At 29.0% G+C, this 18,298-nt stretch carries 24 protein-coding genes and 1 tRNA gene; 22 read left to right on the top strand and 3 right to left on the bottom strand.

Going from position 1 to position 18,298, the window contains the following annotated elements; all coding sequences use genetic code 11:
• Positions 1–79: 79 nt before the first annotated feature.
• From CSPA_RS30425 to CSPA_RS27885, 4 genes are all read left to right on the top strand, one after another.
• Complete coding sequence (locus tag CSPA_RS30425; protein ID WP_015395773.1) at positions 80–229, top strand: hypothetical protein; 150 nt, start codon at positions 80–82, stop codon at positions 227–229.
• 292 nt (positions 230–521) lie between these two features.
• A complete protein-coding gene (locus CSPA_RS27895; RefSeq protein ID WP_015395772.1) occupies positions 522–1,769 on the top strand; it encodes an MFS transporter in 1,248 nt (415 codons plus the stop codon).
• A complete protein-coding gene (gene abc-f / locus CSPA_RS27890) occupies positions 1,747–3,639 on the top strand; it encodes a ribosomal protection-like ABC-F family protein (protein ID WP_015395771.1) in 1,893 nt (630 codons plus the stop codon). Before CSPA_RS27895 ends, abc-f begins: the two co-directional genes overlap by 23 nt.
• Positions 3,640–3,811: 172 nt before the next feature.
• Positions 3,812–3,886: transfer RNA gene (locus CSPA_RS27885), tRNA-Arg, on the top strand.
• 119 nt (positions 3,887–4,005) lie between these two features.
• On the opposite strand, the gene CSPA_RS27880 is transcribed toward CSPA_RS27885, so the two are convergent.
• The 3 genes from CSPA_RS27880 to CSPA_RS27870 form a co-directional block, all read right to left on the bottom strand.
• Positions 4,006–5,181: a tyrosine-type recombinase/integrase gene (locus tag CSPA_RS27880; RefSeq protein ID WP_015395770.1), complete on the bottom strand. Its 1,176-nt coding sequence runs from the start codon at positions 5,179–5,181 to the stop codon at positions 4,006–4,008.
• Between the two features lie 134 nt (positions 5,182–5,315).
• Positions 5,316–6,428: a phage minor head protein gene (locus CSPA_RS27875; protein ID WP_015395769.1), complete on the bottom strand. Its 1,113-nt coding sequence runs from the start codon at positions 6,426–6,428 to the stop codon at positions 5,316–5,318.
• A gap of 156 nt (positions 6,429–6,584) precedes the next feature.
• Entirely contained in the window at positions 6,585–7,253 is a 669-nt protein-coding gene (locus CSPA_RS27870) for a helix-turn-helix domain-containing protein (protein ID WP_015395768.1), read from the bottom strand.
• 143 nt (positions 7,254–7,396) lie between these two features.
• On the opposite strand from CSPA_RS27870, the gene CSPA_RS27865 reads away from it, so the two are divergent.
• From CSPA_RS27865 to terL, 18 genes are all read left to right on the top strand, one after another.
• Positions 7,397–7,603, top strand: coding sequence for a helix-turn-helix domain-containing protein (locus CSPA_RS27865; RefSeq protein ID WP_015395767.1), 207 nt, complete (start codon positions 7,397–7,399; stop codon positions 7,601–7,603).
• 231 nt (positions 7,604–7,834) lie between these two features.
• A complete protein-coding gene (locus CSPA_RS27860; protein ID WP_015395766.1) occupies positions 7,835–8,128 on the top strand; it encodes a helix-turn-helix domain-containing protein in 294 nt (97 codons plus the stop codon).
• Between the two features lie 122 nt (positions 8,129–8,250).
• Positions 8,251–8,934 carry a hypothetical protein gene (locus tag CSPA_RS27855; RefSeq protein ID WP_015395765.1) on the top strand — a complete coding sequence of 228 codons (684 nt, stop codon included), beginning with the start codon at positions 8,251–8,253 and terminating at the stop codon, positions 8,932–8,934.
• An 11-nt stretch (positions 8,935–8,945) separates the two neighbouring features.
• Positions 8,946–10,256 (top strand): replicative DNA helicase, encoded by a 1,311-nt coding sequence (gene dnaB / locus CSPA_RS27850; protein WP_015395764.1) that lies wholly within the window; start codon positions 8,946–8,948, stop codon positions 10,254–10,256.
• A gap of 10 nt (positions 10,257–10,266) precedes the next feature.
• Positions 10,267–10,419 carry a hypothetical protein gene (locus CSPA_RS30420; protein WP_015395763.1) on the top strand — a complete coding sequence of 51 codons (153 nt, stop codon included), beginning with the start codon at positions 10,267–10,269 and terminating at the stop codon, positions 10,417–10,419.
• Positions 10,420–10,524: 105 nt separating this feature from the next.
• Positions 10,525–10,695 (top strand): hypothetical protein, encoded by a 171-nt coding sequence (locus CSPA_RS30415; protein ID WP_015395762.1) that lies wholly within the window; start codon positions 10,525–10,527, stop codon positions 10,693–10,695.
• On the top strand, positions 10,695–10,865 hold the full coding sequence (locus CSPA_RS30410) for a hypothetical protein (protein ID WP_015395761.1): 171 nt from the start codon (positions 10,695–10,697) through the stop codon (positions 10,863–10,865). The genes CSPA_RS30415 and CSPA_RS30410 overlap by 1 nt, the downstream gene beginning before the upstream one ends.
• A gap of 81 nt (positions 10,866–10,946) precedes the next feature.
• Positions 10,947–11,090: a hypothetical protein gene (locus tag CSPA_RS30405; protein ID WP_015395759.1), complete on the top strand. Its 144-nt coding sequence runs from the start codon at positions 10,947–10,949 to the stop codon at positions 11,088–11,090.
• 44 nt (positions 11,091–11,134) lie between these two features.
• The gene (locus CSPA_RS27845) at positions 11,135–12,061 is read left to right on the top strand and encodes a hypothetical protein (RefSeq protein ID WP_015395758.1); all 927 of its coding nucleotides are present in this window, start codon (positions 11,135–11,137) and stop codon (positions 12,059–12,061) included.
• Between the two features lie 176 nt (positions 12,062–12,237).
• Positions 12,238–13,077: a hypothetical protein gene (locus CSPA_RS27840; RefSeq protein ID WP_241393356.1), complete on the top strand. Its 840-nt coding sequence runs from the start codon at positions 12,238–12,240 to the stop codon at positions 13,075–13,077.
• 48 nt (positions 13,078–13,125) lie between these two features.
• Entirely contained in the window at positions 13,126–13,416 is a 291-nt protein-coding gene (locus tag CSPA_RS27835; RefSeq protein ID WP_015395756.1) for a hypothetical protein, read from the top strand.
• 14 nt (positions 13,417–13,430) lie between these two features.
• A complete protein-coding gene (locus tag CSPA_RS30400) occupies positions 13,431–13,592 on the top strand; it encodes a hypothetical protein (protein ID WP_015395755.1) in 162 nt (53 codons plus the stop codon).
• A gap of 37 nt (positions 13,593–13,629) precedes the next feature.
• On the top strand, positions 13,630–13,779 hold the full coding sequence (locus tag CSPA_RS30395; protein WP_015395754.1) for a hypothetical protein: 150 nt from the start codon (positions 13,630–13,632) through the stop codon (positions 13,777–13,779).
• 490 nt (positions 13,780–14,269) lie between these two features.
• Positions 14,270–14,407, top strand: coding sequence for a hypothetical protein (locus CSPA_RS30390; RefSeq protein WP_015395753.1), 138 nt, complete (start codon positions 14,270–14,272; stop codon positions 14,405–14,407).
• Between the two features lie 6 nt (positions 14,408–14,413).
• Positions 14,414–15,400 (top strand): phage tail tip lysozyme, encoded by a 987-nt coding sequence (locus tag CSPA_RS30690; RefSeq protein WP_015395752.1) that lies wholly within the window; start codon positions 14,414–14,416, stop codon positions 15,398–15,400.
• A gap of 34 nt (positions 15,401–15,434) precedes the next feature.
• Positions 15,435–16,385: an NlpC/P60 family protein gene (locus tag CSPA_RS30685; RefSeq protein WP_015395751.1), complete on the top strand. Its 951-nt coding sequence runs from the start codon at positions 15,435–15,437 to the stop codon at positions 16,383–16,385.
• Between the two features lie 22 nt (positions 16,386–16,407).
• Positions 16,408–16,833, top strand: a complete 426-nt coding sequence (locus CSPA_RS27825; protein ID WP_015395750.1) for a DNA-packaging protein — start codon at positions 16,408–16,410, stop codon at positions 16,831–16,833.
• An 8-nt stretch (positions 16,834–16,841) separates the two neighbouring features.
• Positions 16,842–18,287, top strand: coding sequence for a phage terminase large subunit (terL, locus tag CSPA_RS27820; RefSeq protein ID WP_015395749.1), 1,446 nt, complete (start codon positions 16,842–16,844; stop codon positions 18,285–18,287).
• Positions 18,288–18,298 lie beyond the last annotated feature (11 nt).

Below are 18,298 nucleotides of genomic sequence, written 5' to 3'. Positions count from 1 at the left end.
GCTAATCTAATAAAATCCTTGCAAAATACCAGTATTTAGTATATAATTTATAATATTATTAAGAAGAGGAGGTGGAATCATGGCTAATATAGTTGGTAGTTTTAAAATCGTTGTAAGCAAGAAAGAAAAGTTCGGTAGTGGATTGTTTACAAAATTTGCATATGCTCAATTTAACGGGGGAAGTGCGTCCATTTTTAGAATAAGTACTGACTATAGTATGAATCCATGATTCCATGTCTTTAGGTAAATTGAATTTTTTGAAATTCATATACTGATAAGTTAAGCTTTTTGGGACTCAAGGTTTTTATACTTGGGTCCTTTTATATTACTTATTTTAAGGGTTTTAGCTAAACTTTGATGTGTGAATTTTGAATATCAATAGAGTTATAACCAAAAATCTAAGATGCGTTTCTTCCATAAGTCTTTTACTTTAGCTTTAGTGAGTTTTACTAAAAGCTAAAATTTAAAGGCTTATTTTTGTGCATAAAAAAATAAATTAGATTTTTGGAGGATTAATAAATATGAATATTAAAGAAAAATTAAAAAGAAATATATCAATTAGTTATGTTTATAATTTTTTACTACAATTAAATATCACCTCAGCAATATGGGTACTATACCTAAGCTTTAAAGGTATGTCTTTAGTGGAGATAGGGCTTATAGAATCTGTTTATCATATAACAGGAGTGTTATTTGAATTGCCAACAGGAGTTATTGCTGATTTATATGGAAAGAAGTTTAGTGTAATTCTTGGAAGAATTGTTGGTATAGTTTCCTGTATTCTAATGATTATTTCAAATGGCTTTTGGGGCTTTAGTATTGCCTTTGCATTAAGTGCAGCAGGAGCAAATTTAAATTCTGGAGCAGGGGAAGCTCTAGTTTATGATAGTTTAAAAGAGTTAGGTGAAGAGGATAAATATAAGAAAATATGGGGGGATTTAGCCTTTATTATGTCTTTAGCTCAGGGGTTAGCAGTCTTACTTGGTGGAATCTTAGCAGATGTTAATTTCTTATATGCATATATATTAGGGGCTGTTATACAGATAATAGCTTTAATAGCTGCTTATAACTTTAATGAACCACCTATTCAAAAAGAAGATAAAGTAAAGGAAACTGGAAATTTAATATTAAATCAATTGGTGACAAGTGTTAAAGTACTAAGAATAAGAAAGGTAGTATTATATTTAATATTATTTTCAGCATTAGTATCAAGTCTTCAAACTACTGTGTTTTATTACAGTCAACAGTATTTTTCTGATATTAGTTATTCAAAAACAATGATAGCTATAATCTGTGCAGCAAGTAGTCTTATTGATGCTATTAGCTCAAAATATGCTTATAAGCTTGAAGCAAGCTTAAAATTAAAAGGAACTTTAATAACTGTATCACTTATAAATATATTATCTTTGATGGGATTAGCGTTTGTAAAGGAATTATCAGTAGCATTTTTCCTTTTAAGTTCAGTTTCAGCAGGGCTTTCTTTCACAATCTTTAGCGATTATATTAACTCAAGAGTACCATCAGAATATAGAGCAACAATATTATCTTTTGATAGTTTATGCTTTAGTGCATTTATGATAAGTGTGTTTCCTTTGTTTGGAGCACTGGCAGAAAAGGTTGGATTTTCAATAGCCTTTGGAATTATAGCAGTCGTGTATATTCCAGTAATGTTATTTTTATTAATAAAACTTAGTAAACACAAGAATGTAGAACAAAAAAATATAGAGAAAATTGGAGGAATTAATAATGATAGAATTAGCTTTGAATAAATTACAAAAATACTATGGAGCAAATATGGTTTTAGAGGATGTTACATTTGATATACAAACCTCTGAAAAAGTTGGAGTTGTAGGGGAAAATGGTTGTGGTAAGAGTACGCTATTAAAAATACTTATGGGAATTGAAGAACATGAAAGTGGAACTATTTCAATTAAAAAGAATTCAACTTTAGGGTATCTTGAACAGATGCCAGTTTACCCGGAAGGTTATAAAGTAATTGATGTTTTAAATACAGCTTTTGAGAAAATAGATAGGTTGCAAAAGGAAATGGAACTTATTGAAAAGCAACTGACGGAAGCTAATGAAGCCAATATGGAGAAACTATTAGATAGTTATTCTAAAGTACAAACTAACTATGAAAGTTTGGGAGGTTATGAAAAGGAAGAAAAATTAAGCAAGGTTTGTGTGGGACTTAAAATTGACGAGGAGTTTAAGAATAAACTATTTACGGAACTCAGTGGAGGAGAAAAAACAACAGTTATTTTAGGGAAAATACTTCTTCAAAATCCTGATATATTACTATTAGATGAACCATCTAATCATTTGGATTTGGAGACTATGGAATGGCTTGAAGCTTATCTTAAAGAATATAAAGGCATAGTAATAATAGTTTCTCATGATAGATATTTTTTAGATAATGTAGTGACGAAAATTATTGAAATAGAAGATATGAAAGCAAAAAGTTACGATGGGAATTATACAGCCTTTGTAAATGAAAAAGATAGACAACTCAAGCTTCAAATGGAAGCCTTCTTAGATCAGCAGAAGAAGATTAAAGCAATTGAAAAGTCTATTGCCCAATTAAGGGAATGGGGAAAGAATGGTGATAATACTAAGTTCTTTAAAAGAGCTGCAAGCATGGAAAAGATGTTAAATAAGCTTGAAAGGGTAAACAAGCCTGTGATGGAAAGACAAAACATTAATATTAATGTTAATACAGGAGAACGGTCTGGAGATAATGTAGTTATAGTTAAAGAATTATACAAAAGCTATGATGAAAAAGTGTTATTTAATAAAGCAGATTTACTAGTGAGAAATAAGGAAAGAGTAGCCTTAATAGGAGCAAATGGTTGTGGAAAATCAACCTTAATAAAGATTTTGCTTGGAAATCTTGAAGCAGATAAGGGAACAGCAAGCTTAGGTAGCAGTATAAAGCTTGGATATTTACCACAAAATGTAGTGTTTGAAGCTGAAGATAAAACTATATTAGAAACCTTTAGAGAAGATATAGTAATAACAGAAGGTAAGGCTAGAGAATATCTTGCAAGATATATGTTCTTTGGAGAAATGGTATTTAAGAAGATTGGAGCTTTATCTGGAGGTGAAAGAAGCAGACTTAAACTGGCTATATTAATGTATAAGGAAGTGAATCTTTTAATTTTAGATGAACCAACAAATCATTTAGATATAGCTTCAAGAGAGGAATTAGAAGAATTTTTAAAAGACTTTGAAGGAACACTATTATTTGTATCTCATGATAGATATTTTATAAATAATATAGCAAATAGAGTTGTAGAATTAGAGGGGGGAATCTTAAATTCATACAATGGGAACTATGAATACTATAAAGAAAAAATTGCCCAATTAAAAAGTGGAGTAGAAGTTAAAATAATCCCTAAGGAAGAAAACAAAATAGCCAAAACTAAAAAAGAAAAAGTATCTAACAATACAAAACCTAATAACGAATTTAAAAAATTAAAACTTGAAGAGAAAATAGAAGAATTAGAAGAAAAATTAAAAGGCATTGAAGAGGAAATCAATAAGTTCTGTGATGACTATGAAAAATTAGATGCTTTGTATAAGGAAAAAGTTGACTTGCAGAAGCAGTTAGAAGAATTAATGGAGGAATATTTTAGTTAAAGCAGCTATTCTTAAGAATATATATTCTTATATTCTTTTATTCCTAAGTTCTGAAATTCTAAAATTCTTAAGAATTTTAGAATTTCAGAATCTTAAAGAAAAAGTAAGCTGATTATTAATTTGACAATAGTAAATAATTAGTATAAAATTTATGAGTACGAATTGAATATAAGCTCCTATAGTTAAATGGATAGAATAATCCCCTCCTAAGGGATAGATGTGGGTTCGATTCCCGCTGGGAGTACCAATGTACAAAGAAGAATGGCTTAACTGTAATGGTTAAGCCATTTTTATTTATCAAAAAGGTGACGAAAAGATGACCAAAAGTTTATTTCACGTAAAAAGATGACTAAAAGTGACCATAAATTAGAGTTGTTTTTTATCATCATGAAGAGGTTTATATTTAAATATATTATCAAGCAATTCAGCAGTATTATCTCTCATATCATCCATAACATGAGTATAGGTATCTAATGTCTCAGATATGCTCTTGTGTCCAAGTCTTTCAGATACAACCTTGATATTTTCACCATTAAATATTAATAAGGTGGCATGGGTATGCCTGAGGGCATGAAATGTTATTTGTTTTAAGGACTTATAATGTCCAAAATCTTTTGGAGATGATTTCATTTTATCGCTTAATGAATCTTTATATTTTGCAATTTCACCAGTAAAATTCATAGAGAGGTTTCTAGGATTACACATTGAACCTTCACGACTTAACACAACAAAGTCAGTTTTAAGAGCCTCTCCTTTAATATCTTTTAAGTGATCAATTAATATTTCAGGTAAACTCATTTTTCTATAACTTGTGGGTGTCTTCAACTTATCCGTAAATATTAGTTCCTTAGTGGTTCTATCATATATAACCTGGTGGGTAACATTTAAATATTTGGTTTTGAAATTAATATCACCCCAGCGTAAGCCACATAATTCGCCAATTCTTAATCCTGTAAATAGTTCAATTAAAATTGGAGTATAAAGATATGTATCTTTTATTTCACTTAAGAAAAAGTCAATTTCATCTTTATTCCAAAATTCAACTTTAGGTTTTTCCATTTTAACTCTTTCAATATCTGTAGGTAAATTATATATAAGTTTATTTTTTTGTGCATACTTTAAACAATTATTTAGTGTTTCAATAATCTTTTTAGCACTAGAAGCCTTAGCACCTTCATTAATAAGGCTGTTATAGAAATCTTGAACAATTATATTAGTAATTTTATTTAGTTTGTAATGGCCTAATTTAGGTATTATATGAGTATCTATCCTTGATCTATAATTTGTTACTGTATTAGTGCTAATTGTATTTATCTTATATTCATTAAACCATTTATTTATAAAGTCTTTAAAGAGTATATTGCTCTCTGTAGAGGCAATATAACCTCTATTCTTTTGCGCTAATGTTTCCGTAGCAAATTTTTCAGCATCTTTTTTTGTTTTAAATCCTTGTTTTATAACTCGTTGTCTTTTACCGTTTTCGTAGCCTAATGGAATATCTACTTTCCAATTGTATTTTGATAATTGCTTATAACTTGCCATAAATACCACCTTTCCTAAATGGATTTCAGCCTAATCTGCTTTAAGATTTATTTAACTAGGTCAATAGTATTGACTTCGCTTGTAGTTACTAAATTAATTTGCAGAGTACCTACAACAAAAATAAAAGTAATAAGTTACATAATTGATTCAAATTGTTCTTTAGTCATAGTTTGAATTTTGTTTTGATAGAATACTTTATGTGGCCATGAAATAAAATCTAGTCTTATAACTGGCGAAGCGCAACAACGACATCTATATTGTTCTCCTGCATTATAATTATCAATAGGTTTTTCATTTAACAAAGTTTCTGAGAAAGGTGGAGTATCATAATTAATTAAAACATCTTCTAAATAAGCATGTGATGGTCTAACTCGTGTATCCATACATGTTCTCCATACGTACCAGTTTATTCCTAACTTCTTACTTCTAGACATGGTTAGAGCTATGGAACTTATACTACATATAGTTTGAGTTATTTTTTCTAAATTTTTATTTGAAATATCAAAAAACATTTTGCATATATCTGCATTTATAGCTTCAGATCTTCTTCCTTTAAAATGTTCAGAAATTATATGAAATACTGTTTGTTTTGGGATCCCTTCTGGAAAGAATTTATGTATATTTTTATCGTTAATGGCTTTATTGTATACATACTCATACAGAGAAGCATCAATTTCCTTTTTTAATCCATCATAAATTACTTTACCACTAGTATCTATTTTAACTTTAGATAAATTAGTACTATTTTTTAGTTTCTCAAGATGTTCAACATTTGAATTACTCATATTATTCTTATATCCATAAATGTTCTCAAAAAATTTACTAATGTTATTTTGTTTTGCTTTCTCAGTTTTTAAAGATGATGTTTTAGATAATAACGTCTCCCAGCTTTTGCTGATAAAGCAATTGATCAGCATGTCTTTATCGATTGAAAGTTTCTTTAATTGAGCAGATGGAAGCATTTCACTAAAAGAATAATAATTTTCAACTTTTGATAAAGCTTTTAAGTGAACATTCAATAAATTGAAGCGAGTAAAAAATGTATTTGAATCTGAGGTAGTTCCTATTAAATTAACGCAATCATTAACAATTTTAGAATGGTCAGATACATACTTGTTTAGAGCATCATTTAATTGTTTTCTGCTTACTTGTAAACTAGTAGAATCAATGTTAAAAACTATATTCTGTAACTCTATTAATTTTGAATTCTCATATTTATTTGGCTTAAAGAAGTCTAATATACCCATAAAATCACTCCAATAATAAAATATAAAATAATTATACTATATTTTACATGAAAGTAATATTTATCTTAAATTAAGAAATAAAATTATAATTATTTTTGCATAGGTAATAGGCTAAATCCAAAAAATATTCACTCTAGTCTTAAAGCATTATTTACATTATTTATCCTCGCCATAGTGTTCCTTTTCTATCTCATACAATTTAAATTCTAAAAATTTAGTTATATCTTTTTGAAGTTTGTGAAGTATATCATCATTAAGAAGTCGTGATACCTTTTTATCAAAAACAAGGAGTATATACGATCTTAATAATTCGATAGAGTTTTTATCTAAATCATATATTTTCAAGGCAAAAAGTTCTGTTACATATCTATCTAATTCATCTGATTTTTGAATTTTACTCTTGTATCTTTCGATAAATTCTAAAAATAAAGGATAATCTATATCGGAAAGGTAATTTAATAGTTTTTTTTGTATTTCTAAAGATAATTCTTTATCGCTATTTACACATTTCTCTAACAATTCATAATCAATATTTAAGGTTTCTGATAATATCTTTAATATGTTTTCATAATCAATAGTTTTTAACATTGGTCTTTCTAAATAGGCAATTATTTTTTTTGATAATACTACATTGCGTTCAATTAAATCATCTAAGCTAACTTGAAGAACATCAGCGATTTTATTTAAAGTTTCTATTTTAGGATTTCTTCTATTGCTTTCATAATATTTGATAGCAGATTCAGAAATTGAACATTTTTCAGCTAATTGTTTCTGAGTCAGACCTAAATTGTTTCTATACATTTTTATATTTTCACCTACAGGCATAGTAACACCTCCTGATAAAATAATAACATTAAAGTACACATTTGTAACTATAAAGTGAAAAAAGTTTACAAAATTCTTGACAAAGACACAAAAGTAAACTAATATTTAATTAAAAATATACAAAAGTAAACGGAGGCGAAAGAATGTTGAAATTAGATATAAAAAAATTAGTATTATTACAAGCAAAAGCATGTCTTAATACTAATGAGTTAGCAGAAATAGCTAAGATGCCAAGAGCAACTATAACTAACATCGTGCATGGGAAAAGAAATGCAAGCCCTAAAACTATAGGATTATTAGCACGAGCATTGAATGTTGACGTTACAGAAATAATAATCAATGAAAAATAAAAATATTTTTTAATCAAATCTATTTTTTATAAAAATCAAGTTATAGTATAGGTGAATTTTATAAAAATATAAATTTAAAAATTTTTTGAAAATATTTTAGCAAAAATCATTTTTCAAGGTAGACTATAAAAACAAATAAGAATCAAATCTATTTATTTTAAATATTCATATCTAAAAATATCACATCTAGAATAGATGCAATGTCTATAAAAATTAAATGGAGGTATATAAATGAGTGATGCGTTAGTTTACAAAGTTAGTGAAGTTGCAGAAAAAATAAACAAGCCACCTACAACAGTAAGAAATGAGATACGAAAAGGTAAAATTAAAGCGATAAAAAGTGGAACTGAATATTTAATTGAGAAATCAGAAGTGGACAAGTATCTTGGAATTGAAACCAATGATGAAAGTTTAAAAAAAGATTTAGAGATAGCAGAACTTAAAGGAAAAATTAAATCGCTAGAAACGCAAATTCAAGCATTTAAAAGTGTAGCAAGTAGTTTAAATCACATCATTGAAATTTAGAGGAGGGTAAATATGAGTTTAAAGTTAATGGATCAATATATTGCTATCTGTAAGAAACTCAATAAGCAGCCAACATTTGAAGGATTGTGGTTCTTTAAAAAGGCTTTTAGGTAGGTGTTTATGTGGCTGATGAAAAAAAGCGATGGGAAGAATTTAATTTTATAATTGATGCACAGGACTTGGATATTAAAGAAAAAGGTTTATTGCTTATAATTTTTAGGTATATAAATTACAAAACTGGATATGCAGATCCAAGTAGAACATTAATCAAAAAATTAACTGGTATAAAACATAACAATACTTTAGACAACTTATTTGATTCCCTTATAAATAAGGGCTTTTTAATCAGAGAAAGTGGTAAGGGGAAAAGAAGCAAATATTTTATAAAAGTAGATATAAAAAATGAACCTAGTTCAATAAATATTACTAGTGCGAAAATTGAACCAATAGTAGGTGCAGTAATTGAACCAATAGTAGGTGCAAAAGTTGAACCACAAAAAGAAAATAAAAAGAAAATAAAAGAAAACATATATATAGACCTAGCATTTATTGATGATGTAATAGACAAAGTAAAACTTACACAAGAGCAATATAACAAATTAGTAGATAAGTTTGGTAATAAGTTTGTTAATAATCAAATATTGGCACTAGATAATTATATAGCAAATGGAAAAGGTACTAAATACAAAGACCACTATAGAGCATTAAATACATGGTGCAATAAGAACAAAGACCAGCATAGTTATCAATCTAATATAAAAACAACTACCACTACCAAGCAATATAAAAAATTTGAATTTGATTAAGGAGGAAATCTATGATTAGAGAATTACCACAAGACATAAGAGTAGAGCAGGAGTTATTAGGAAGTATAATGCAAAATCCTGATTTAATAGTCAAGGCAGTAGAACATTTAAAAGCAGAGGATTTCTATAAGACAAGCCATCAAAATATATTTACTGCAATTTGTCAATTGTTCGCAGAAGGAAAAGATATGAATATAACATTATTAGTAAATGTTATAGGAAAAGAGAACCTCCAATCAGTTGGCGGAGTTACTTATTTAACTGAGTTAATGACATCAGGAATGCCTATAAATCCTAAAATATATATAGACATACTTAAAGAAAAATCATATCGCAGAAAGGCAATTAGGGCTATAACCCAAAGTATAGAAAAAATGTATGATGAAAAAGAAAAACCTAGACAAATAGTTGGAGAATTAACAGACGTACTTAGTTGCACAGATGAAAATAAAACATCAATTATGAGTGAAGATAAACTGTTATGTAGAACAATAGGAGAAATAGAAAAGAGATATCAAACTGGTGGAGAAATACCAGGTATGCAAACAGGCTTTATAGATTTTGATAAGGCTACAAATGGATTAAAAAAAGGAGAATTGTTTGTGATTGGTGGAAGGCCAAGTACGGGGAAAACACTAATAGCTTTAAATATAGCAGATGGATTAGGAATAAATAAATACAAAGTGCTTATTGTAGAATTAGAAATGACACCTGAAAGCCTAGGAATGAGAAGATTAGCCTATAATTCAAATATTCAAGCACAGAAACTTCAAACTGGAAAACTATCTAGTCAAGAATTTGAAAAATTAGCACTAACATTTAATTCCTTATCACAAAGAAATAATATTTTCACTGATTGCAGTAGTTATCAAAATATTTTAACTATAAAATCAAAAGCAAAGGCAGTAAAGCAAATCCACGGACTAGACGTATTAATTATAGATCATCTTACATTAATGGATATACCAAGTAAAGGAAATAGAAGTGCAGAAATAGGAGAAGTTACTAGACAACTGAAACTATTGGCCAAAGAATTAGATATAAACATTATCTTATTGTGTCAATTAAGTAGAGCAGTAGAACAAAGAACTGATAAAAGACCAATAATGAGTGATTTAAGAGAAAGTGGGAATATTGAGCAGGATGCAGACTTAGTTATGTTTGCATATAGAGATGAGTATTATAATCCGGAAACGGAGGATAAAAACATAATGGAGTGGATTATAGCAAAACAACGTAATGGAAGAGTTGGAACTTTAAAATTCGGTTACTTGGATAAAATGCAAACAATAAAGAATCTGGATTATATAAGGAGAGATTAAGGTGTGAAATATGAGTAAAGAAAGTTTGAAACTAGTAATAATTAGAGTGGGAAATAAGTATTTAGATTCATCTACAAGCAAAGGATTAAGAATAACTATAGGTGAGATACTGTTAGGCAAGATTGAATTGGATTATGAAAAAAATAAAAAAAGTGATGAATAAAATATATATTCATCACAAAAGAGTTATCGTTATAACTCACAAGTTTCGCACCTTTAGGTTATAACGATACTCCTAAAAAGTCAAGAGAATTTAAGGAGGGTATATATGAGTAAGATAAATGTTAAAGAATTAAATGGTTTAAAAAAGGGTGAAGAAAGTAGAGTAAATGAAAAGACACATAATAATATCATTAATGAATTGTTTAAGGATTTAGAAAGAATAAAAGACTTATGTAATACAAATATCGAATTAATAGATAAGGCAGGTGTATGTTAATGGGAGAATTATTTGATTTAGAAATTGAACTTGCTAAAAAGATAGTAATGCTAAAAGATGGCTCATTAATTGAAGCAAGAGAATGTATGTTAAATGCTACTGAATTATTGATTAATAAGAAAAGAACTAGACGTGTTACTTTAATTATCAGAAAGAGGGGGAATAGATAATGATAGTAACAAAACCATACTTAACAACACTATATGAAATACTCAAGAAGATAGAAGGAATCAAGGAAGAGAGGATTGTTAATGATAAAACTGCAAATTAAATATAAGACAGATGATGAAAAGAATAAGATGATTAGCATATTATCAGCAGGAGTAACAATTAAAAAAATAAGTAAAGAATCTAAGAGTGGAAAGTATTATAGGCTTTATCTAGATATAGAGTAGAAACTTAAAGGGGCTACTTTGTAAATTGAATAGGAGGATTATTTATGGTAACTGAATTTAAGAATAAAGAGCAATTAGTATTAGAAAGAAGCAAAAAGGTAAAAGAGGAACTTAGATATTTCTTTTCTGAGAAAGACTATGATAGATTGTGTAGAATATTTAGAGATGAAGCAAAAGGCGATGATAGATTAGTAGTAAGTAATCTTGTAATAAAGATAAAATTTAAACTAAGAAAAATATATAAAAAGTTAGATCAATTATATGAAGATAGAAAGATAAGTAAAAATACGATGAAATTAAATTTAACAGTAGGGGCTAGAGATAAGTATGAAAAGTATATAGAATCCTTAAATGAGTATATAGATAATTCAGAAGAAATTATAAATCATTATGGTGGTATGCTAGTATATTCATGTATACCTTTAGTGGATAAATATTTTTCAGAACATGAGATAATTCAAATATTAGGTGGATCATATACTCAAGCAAAAAGAATTAAAGAATATTATAATAAAAAAGAAACTGGTACCGAATCAATAACAGATAGTTTTATATTGCATCATGTAGAGTATAGATGGAAAAAAGGCAGATGTAAGGATCTTGTAGATTGCCCGGATTGGGAGATGCCATTATTTAATTGTGTTAGTTCTTATATGTGGAAGGCAATTAATTCAAGCCCAAAAGCAAGAGAGAAAATGGATAATTATTTTGAAGATAAATTTGGAGAGTTAATGTCATATACAACCTTCGATTCTCAAGGGAATGTGATAAATGTTGAAAAGATATATCAGAATTTAACTCAAAATGGACTTATAAGGGATTACCAAGGGCCATTTATAAGTGAGTTGAAGCAAAAAAATATATTTGATAACGAAACGATTTATAAAATTAAAAGGATAGACAATGGAGTATATTCAATCATCGGGGAAGATAAAAAGGAAATAGCAAGAATCTATAAGAAAATAGGCTAAAAATAAGGCTCATACAGATGATTTGATTTTAGATGATGAATTATACCTAAAACAGAAAAGAGGCTAATATAGGGGCGGGTATTAAAGCGATAGCAATATTGGTAGCAAGTAATATCCGTGAAGAGGTTCTAGACTATTAGTTAAGGGCTTCCTCAATTTTTTAATATGTAGTTACTATGCTAAATATCAAAGTAACTACAAAGGAAGTGATTAAATTGTATTGTGTTATCCAAGAAGTAGAATTAAGGAAAGAAAACACTTATGGAGCATATAAAGAACTTGAGGCGTATAAAGTGAATTTTTCAATGAATGGTGAAGATATGAGTTATTATAGCCATAGATATACTGGAAATAGGTTTGAAAGGTCTATAAGAAAGGCCTATAAGATGAGTATTCATAAAAGTTATAGAGAGCATGGAAAAGTTAAAAAGAAGCAATGGTCAATCTGCACTGCAAGTTATTATGATTTAATTGAATTTAGTTTGTATGATTATGCTGCTAGTAGAATTGAAAAATTATCTAATGAATTAGATATAAAGGAAGACGTCATATATGAGTTAATATATTTAAAATTAGATCCACTCGTTGAAAAAATAAAAGAAGAGTTCTATAAAACAGAAGAACATACTGTTAAAACAGTACATGAATTGACAATTAAAGAGTATTTAAGAAAAAAAGAAGAATTTAGAAATAAATATGATTCAGATAGTTATGATTACTATTATGATGTGTTTGGAGTATTAAGAGAAAAAGAAAAATTTGAAGCATTCAAAAAACAATATGAAGCAGCACAAGAACAGCAACGTAGCTACTATGAAAATTATAAAAGTAACTACAATAGTTCTAGTTTTGGTAGTTACTTCAACAATAAACAAAGTAACTACACAGACAAAGAAAAAGAATATCTAAAAAAGATTTATAGAACTGCAGCAAAAGCCCTTCACCCAGATGTTGTTAAAGATGATGGTGAGGGAATGAAATTTCTAAATAATTTAAAAGAAAGTTGGGAAATATAAGAAATAACTATAATATCAAATAAATAATGATAGTGAAGAGGTGTTAAAATGAGAGAAAAGTTAATAGAACAAGTTGATCATTTAAGTATAGAAGAAACAAAAACTGTCTTTGAAAATGTTAAGAAACTATTGATTTCAAATGTTAAAAAGGTCAAGGAATTTAATTTTAATGCTATTCCAGATACAACAGAGCCAGTCGTGTTTACCAAAGAAGAATACCCAGAATTACCTTTTAACGAAGTATGTATTACAAATCCTAAAGAATTTAAAGAAAGAATACAACTTTATCATGAAAGAATGGTTGAAGAATATTTTAAAGGATCTTTTAAAACAGAATAAAGGAGGTGCAAGTAATGGAATTTAAAGTAGGAACGGTTACAGTTGAAATAATAAACCCTGAAGCCATTCCAATCGCTCAGAGAAAAATAGCTGAATTAATAATGGAAATGGCAAGAAAAGAAATTGAAGAAGAAAGTAAGAAGGAGAAAATTCAAAGTAACACAAGTGAATCATGAAACATATTATGTGATATATGGACAGGGGGGTAGCATAATGAAAGTATCATTAGTAATGCCTGGAACGAAAGAAGGAAAGGATATCTTAGAAACTGCTTATGCAAATGTACTTGCGAAGATAACTCTAAAGAAATTAAATGCAGAAGAGTTAAAAGAATTAATTAACTCTTTTGAAAAACAAAAATAGGATAAACAGACTGAAAATCCCAACTAATAAGTTAACATAATAACAATTATATTGAGAGGTGTATAAAATGGTTCAATAAATATAAAGATTATGGGTTTACTGAAAATGAAGATTATAGAGAACTCCGAATAAAAATTCGAACATCTAATCATGCAGAACATGATGCTATAGATTATGAAAGAAATTAAAACATTGAAAAATCTTAATTTAGGAGGACAGAGAAATTTTTCGCCTACCTCATATATAGATTCTAGAGGAAAAAATTTGGGTGTTAAATAGGCTATAATGCTTGAAAAAACTAGCTTTAAAAGTGATTTTATTGTATAATAAATATAAAGATAAAAGTAAATATTAAGTACCCCATCATATGATGGAAAGCATTAAGAATTTAATGGCTGCGGGAAATATTTAGCTAAGTCCAAAATTGGATTAAGTTATTTATTACCGTAGCCTTTTTATTTTATCAAAATATTAGGAAGGAGAATTAACATTGAATGAAAAAGCCAAAGAGCAGAGAAACGCATATATGAAGGAATGGCGTAAAAAGAATAAGGAGAAAGTTAAAGCAGCACAAGATAGATATTGGAATAAGAAAGCAAAACAATCAATTAGTTTGAAGGAGGAATAAAACTTTATGAGTGTACAAGAACAAGTTTGGAGTTACTTAAGAAATAAAGGATTGCCTGAGAAATCATGTGCTGCAGTCATGGGGAATATTGAACAAGAATCCGATTTTGATCCAAATTTGCACGAAGTTGGCGGCGATGGATTTGGATTAATTCAATGGAGTTATGATAGAAAAATAGCACTACAAGCCTATGGAACAGATTTTCAACATCAAATGGATTTCTTTTGGTCAGAATTAACAGGTCAACAAGGTTCTGTAACTGGAGGATATTATAATTGGATAGATAAATCGGAATATATAAAACATGATGACTTTATGAAGGGGAATGGAAGTATAGATGATTTGACAATTGCTTTCTGTACGAGTTTTGAAAGAGCAAAAGAAGAATTAGCTAATTTAACAAGAAGAAAAACAGCAGCGAATACTTATTTTAGTCAATTTACAGGCACTATGCCAACAGGTTCAGTAGCAAGTGCAAATAGTAATTCAGATGTATTAAACATAGAAGCAACAAACTATGAAGTAGTGAAAAATAGTGAGAAAGTAAAGGATTATTTATACGGTAGAAAATACCGAATAGTTGTTATTGATTCTAGTGGTAATGGGGTGGATGTGTCTGAACTTCATTGTACATTCAAAATAGTAAAAACTATACAAATGCAACCTAATACAAGTGAAATAGTTATTTATAATTTAACAGCTAAAACAGAAAATGCAATTATGATGACAGGAACTAGAGTAACTGTAGAAGCTGGTTACGAAGGTTCTCAACAATTTGGATTGATATTCGATGGTGATATTCTACAGACTATCAGAGAAAGAGAGAACGGAAATACTTTTAAGTTAACTATTATAGCATTAGATAGTGATAGAGCACTTAATTTTGATATAGCTAATTATTCGATAGCTAGAGGACAAACAGCAAGAGACATAATAGACCACCTTACAAATAAAGCCTCAAATCCTATTTCATTTAGGAAGTATTTCAGATAGATTGCAAGGACAAAAACTCACAAGAGGGAAGGTTATGTTTGGGAAAGCATCTGATTACATAAGACAAATTGCTAAAAGCTATGATTTACAATATTACATGGACAATGGCGAATTAAACCTTATACATTTAGATGATTTGCCAAAAGATGAAATATTCGAATTAAATCCATCTAGCGGGTTAATTGGAACACCTCAGCAAACAGACTTCGGAATAAATGGACAATGCTTATTAAATCCAATGATTAAGCTAAATACACTTATTCATGTTAATAATAATTTAGTCAGAGCAAAACAAATTCAAATTAGCAACAATAATTCAGTTCCACAAGCAACAACTTCAACTGCTGAAACAGGAACAGCTTTAAATAATGTTAGAAATACAATAATCGCAGAAGCTAAAAAGTTATGTGATGATAATACAGTGCTTTATGAATATGGTGCTAATGGTGAAACAGAGAATGGAAAAACATATTATGATTGTTCATCATTTGCACAACATTGTTTTGCTACAGCGGGATTAACAATAGGTAGAGATACAGAAACACAATGGCAAGGATGTAATGCAACAGGATTAATTAATATTGATGTTAGAGCAGCAATCGCAGGAGATTTAGTATTTTGGTTTAATGAGGATGGAACTACAAAACATGTAGCGATATATGGTGGAAATAATGATATTTATGCAGCTAGATCAGTAAGTAAGCCACCAGATGAACAAGTATCATATGGACCAATCTATGGAGATTATAAAATCGGAAGACCAAAACCTTTAATAAATGCAGATGGCGGAGAATTACCAGCAGTAAGCGGAAATAATTCAACTCCAACTACTAACAGTCAATTTACTTTTAGAGGATTAGACAAGAATGGTATATATCGAATTATAAGTGTTACTTATACAGGAAATACAAGAGGAAATGAATGGTACTGTGATTTTGGCTGCATAGATCAATTAGGTGGAACAATACCAGCAGTTTCAAGTTAAGAATACAAAGGTGGTGAGCACATTGGATGAGAAAAAGGAAGTAGGGAGGCCAAGGGCATTTAATTCACAAGAAGAACTGGAACAAAAAATAATGGAGTATTGGCAAAGATGTGAACAAAATAATAAGCCATATACATTGAGTGGTCTTGCTTTGTGGATTGGGATAGATAGAAGAACTTTATATAATTATTCTACAAGGGATGAATTTTTTCCCACTATAAAAAAGGCAAAAGACATAGTAGAAGCATCCATGGAAGAAAGAGCATTAACAGGTGACAATAATGTTACTTTTTCTATATTCGCTTTAAAGAATAACTTTGGATGGAGAGATAAACAAGAAATTGAGCATAGTGGTGAAACTAGTGTGAATGTAAATACCAATATGACACCAGAAGAAAGAAAGCAACGTATAGAAGAACTTAAGAAAAAGTTGAATGAGAATGAATAGGTGATATTATGCTAACAGATAATGAACTATTTGAATTAGAGGACCTTTTAAAACTTGAACAAATAGATAATGCGAAAGAAAGTTTAATTGATTTTACTAAATGGACATTCTCAAATTATGAAATAAGCGATCATCACAGAAGATATGCAAATGCACTTGATAAGTTCTCAAATGGTGAGATAAAAAATTTAATGGTATTTATGCCACCTCAACATGGTAAGTCAGAGTTATGTAGCAGAAGACTACCTGCTAAGCTTTTAGGAGATAATCCAGAATTAAGAATTGCCCTAGCATCTTATAACCACAGTTTTGCAAGTAAATTTAACAGAGATGTTCAAAGAATAATTGATAGTGAAGAATATAAGCAAGTATATCTAGAAACTAGATTGACAGGGAAAGGATTTAGAGGAGATAGTAACTGGCTAAGAAATTCAGAAGAGTTTGAAGTCGTTAATCATAGAGGAAGTTTTATTACTGTAGGTGTAGGTGGTGGTTTAACTGGTAGACCTGTAGATATAGGAATAATAGATGACCCTTACAAAGATGCGGCAGATGCATGGAGCCCAACAATAAGACAAAATGTACAAGATTGGTATGATACAGTATTTAAAACTCGTCTACATAATGAAAGTCAACAACTTATTACACTAACAAGATGGCACCAAGACGATTTAGCAGGAACAATATTAAAAAGAGAAAAGGAAAACTGGTATGTAGTTATATTCCCAGCGATTAAAATAGGACCACCAACAGAAGAAGATCCAAGAGAAGAAGGAACAGCATTATGGGAAAGCAAACATAGTCTTGAAAGGTTATTAGCAATTAAGAGGCAAAACTCTCATGTATTTGAATCAATGTACCAGCAAAATCCTAAGCCAGCAGAAGGATTATTGTTCTCTATAGATGAACTTAATAGATTTACAATGGCGGATATTAAAGATAAGAATAGTAATGGAATTATAGCAGCAATTGACTTAGCGGATAAAGGAGAAGATTTCTATTGTATGCTTATTGGTTCTATTATAGAAAGAAATGTTTATATTATTGATTGTATATTTACTCAAGAACCAGTTGAAAAAACAGAGCCTTTGACAATAGGAATGCTTGATAAATATAGTCCCAACATATGCAGAATAGAAAGTAATGGTGCTGGTGAAATGTACTGTAGAAGTTTGAAAAAGAAATGCAGAGAAAATGGCTTTTACATTCATTTTGATCCTGTTTTTACTACATCCAATAAAGAAACAAGAATGTTACTATCAAGTGGACAAATTAAAGAGAATTTTTACTTTCGCTCAGATTATCATTACAATAGTCAATATGCTAAGTTTATGGACAATCTAACTGGATATACATTGCAAGGTAAAAATGAACATGATGATGCTCCAGATACTGCGACAGCATTAATGGATGTGATATTGAAGAAATTTAGAAATAGAACGAATATTAAATAAAATATAAAGGG

The organism is Clostridium saccharoperbutylacetonicum N1-4(HMT) (genome assembly GCF_000340885.1).
Taxonomy (GTDB): domain Bacteria; phylum Bacillota; class Clostridia; order Clostridiales; family Clostridiaceae; genus Clostridium; species Clostridium saccharoperbutylacetonicum.
Note: the sequence above shows the minus strand (reverse complement) of the source record. Positions and strands in the feature narration are given on the sequence as shown.

What these genes read in the sequence shown, in the direction of transcription:
- CSPA_RS30425 (WP_015395773.1), top strand. Translation starts at nt 80, where the DNA reads ATGGCTAATATAGTTGGTAGTTTTAAAATCGTTGTAAGCAAGAAAGAA.
- CSPA_RS27895 (WP_015395772.1), top strand. Translation starts at nt 522, where the DNA reads ATGAATATTAAAGAAAAATTAAAAAGAAATATATCAATTAGTTATGTT.
- abc-f (WP_015395771.1), top strand. Translation starts at nt 1,747, where the DNA reads ATGATAGAATTAGCTTTGAATAAATTACAAAAATACTATGGAGCAAAT.
- CSPA_RS27880 (WP_015395770.1), bottom strand. Translation starts at nt 5,181, where the DNA reads ATGGCAAGTTATAAGCAATTATCAAAATACAATTGGAAAGTAGATATT.
- CSPA_RS27875 (WP_015395769.1), bottom strand. Translation starts at nt 6,428, where the DNA reads ATGGGTATATTAGACTTCTTTAAGCCAAATAAATATGAGAATTCAAAA.
- CSPA_RS27870 (WP_015395768.1), bottom strand. Translation starts at nt 7,253, where the DNA reads ATGCCTGTAGGTGAAAATATAAAAATGTATAGAAACAATTTAGGTCTG.
- CSPA_RS27865 (WP_015395767.1), top strand. Translation starts at nt 7,397, where the DNA reads ATGTTGAAATTAGATATAAAAAAATTAGTATTATTACAAGCAAAAGCA.
- CSPA_RS27860 (WP_015395766.1), top strand. Translation starts at nt 7,835, where the DNA reads ATGAGTGATGCGTTAGTTTACAAAGTTAGTGAAGTTGCAGAAAAAATA.
- dnaB (WP_015395764.1), top strand. Translation starts at nt 8,946, where the DNA reads ATGATTAGAGAATTACCACAAGACATAAGAGTAGAGCAGGAGTTATTA.
- CSPA_RS30420 (WP_015395763.1), top strand. Translation starts at nt 10,267, where the DNA reads ATGAGTAAAGAAAGTTTGAAACTAGTAATAATTAGAGTGGGAAATAAG.
- CSPA_RS30415 (WP_015395762.1), top strand. Translation starts at nt 10,525, where the DNA reads ATGAGTAAGATAAATGTTAAAGAATTAAATGGTTTAAAAAAGGGTGAA.
- CSPA_RS30410 (WP_015395761.1), top strand. Translation starts at nt 10,695, where the DNA reads ATGGGAGAATTATTTGATTTAGAAATTGAACTTGCTAAAAAGATAGTA.
- CSPA_RS30405 (WP_015395759.1), top strand. Translation starts at nt 10,947, where the DNA reads ATGATAAAACTGCAAATTAAATATAAGACAGATGATGAAAAGAATAAG.
- CSPA_RS27845 (WP_015395758.1), top strand. Translation starts at nt 11,135, where the DNA reads ATGGTAACTGAATTTAAGAATAAAGAGCAATTAGTATTAGAAAGAAGC.
- CSPA_RS27840 (WP_241393356.1), top strand. Translation starts at nt 12,238, where the DNA reads ATGCTAAATATCAAAGTAACTACAAAGGAAGTGATTAAATTGTATTGT.
- CSPA_RS27835 (WP_015395756.1), top strand. Translation starts at nt 13,126, where the DNA reads ATGAGAGAAAAGTTAATAGAACAAGTTGATCATTTAAGTATAGAAGAA.
- CSPA_RS30400 (WP_015395755.1), top strand. Translation starts at nt 13,431, where the DNA reads ATGGAATTTAAAGTAGGAACGGTTACAGTTGAAATAATAAACCCTGAA.
- CSPA_RS30395 (WP_015395754.1), top strand. Translation starts at nt 13,630, where the DNA reads ATGAAAGTATCATTAGTAATGCCTGGAACGAAAGAAGGAAAGGATATC.
- CSPA_RS30690 (WP_015395752.1), top strand. Translation starts at nt 14,414, where the DNA reads ATGAGTGTACAAGAACAAGTTTGGAGTTACTTAAGAAATAAAGGATTG.
- CSPA_RS30685 (WP_015395751.1), top strand. Translation starts at nt 15,435, where the DNA reads ATGTTTGGGAAAGCATCTGATTACATAAGACAAATTGCTAAAAGCTAT.
- terL (WP_015395749.1), top strand. Translation starts at nt 16,842, where the DNA reads ATGCTAACAGATAATGAACTATTTGAATTAGAGGACCTTTTAAAACTT.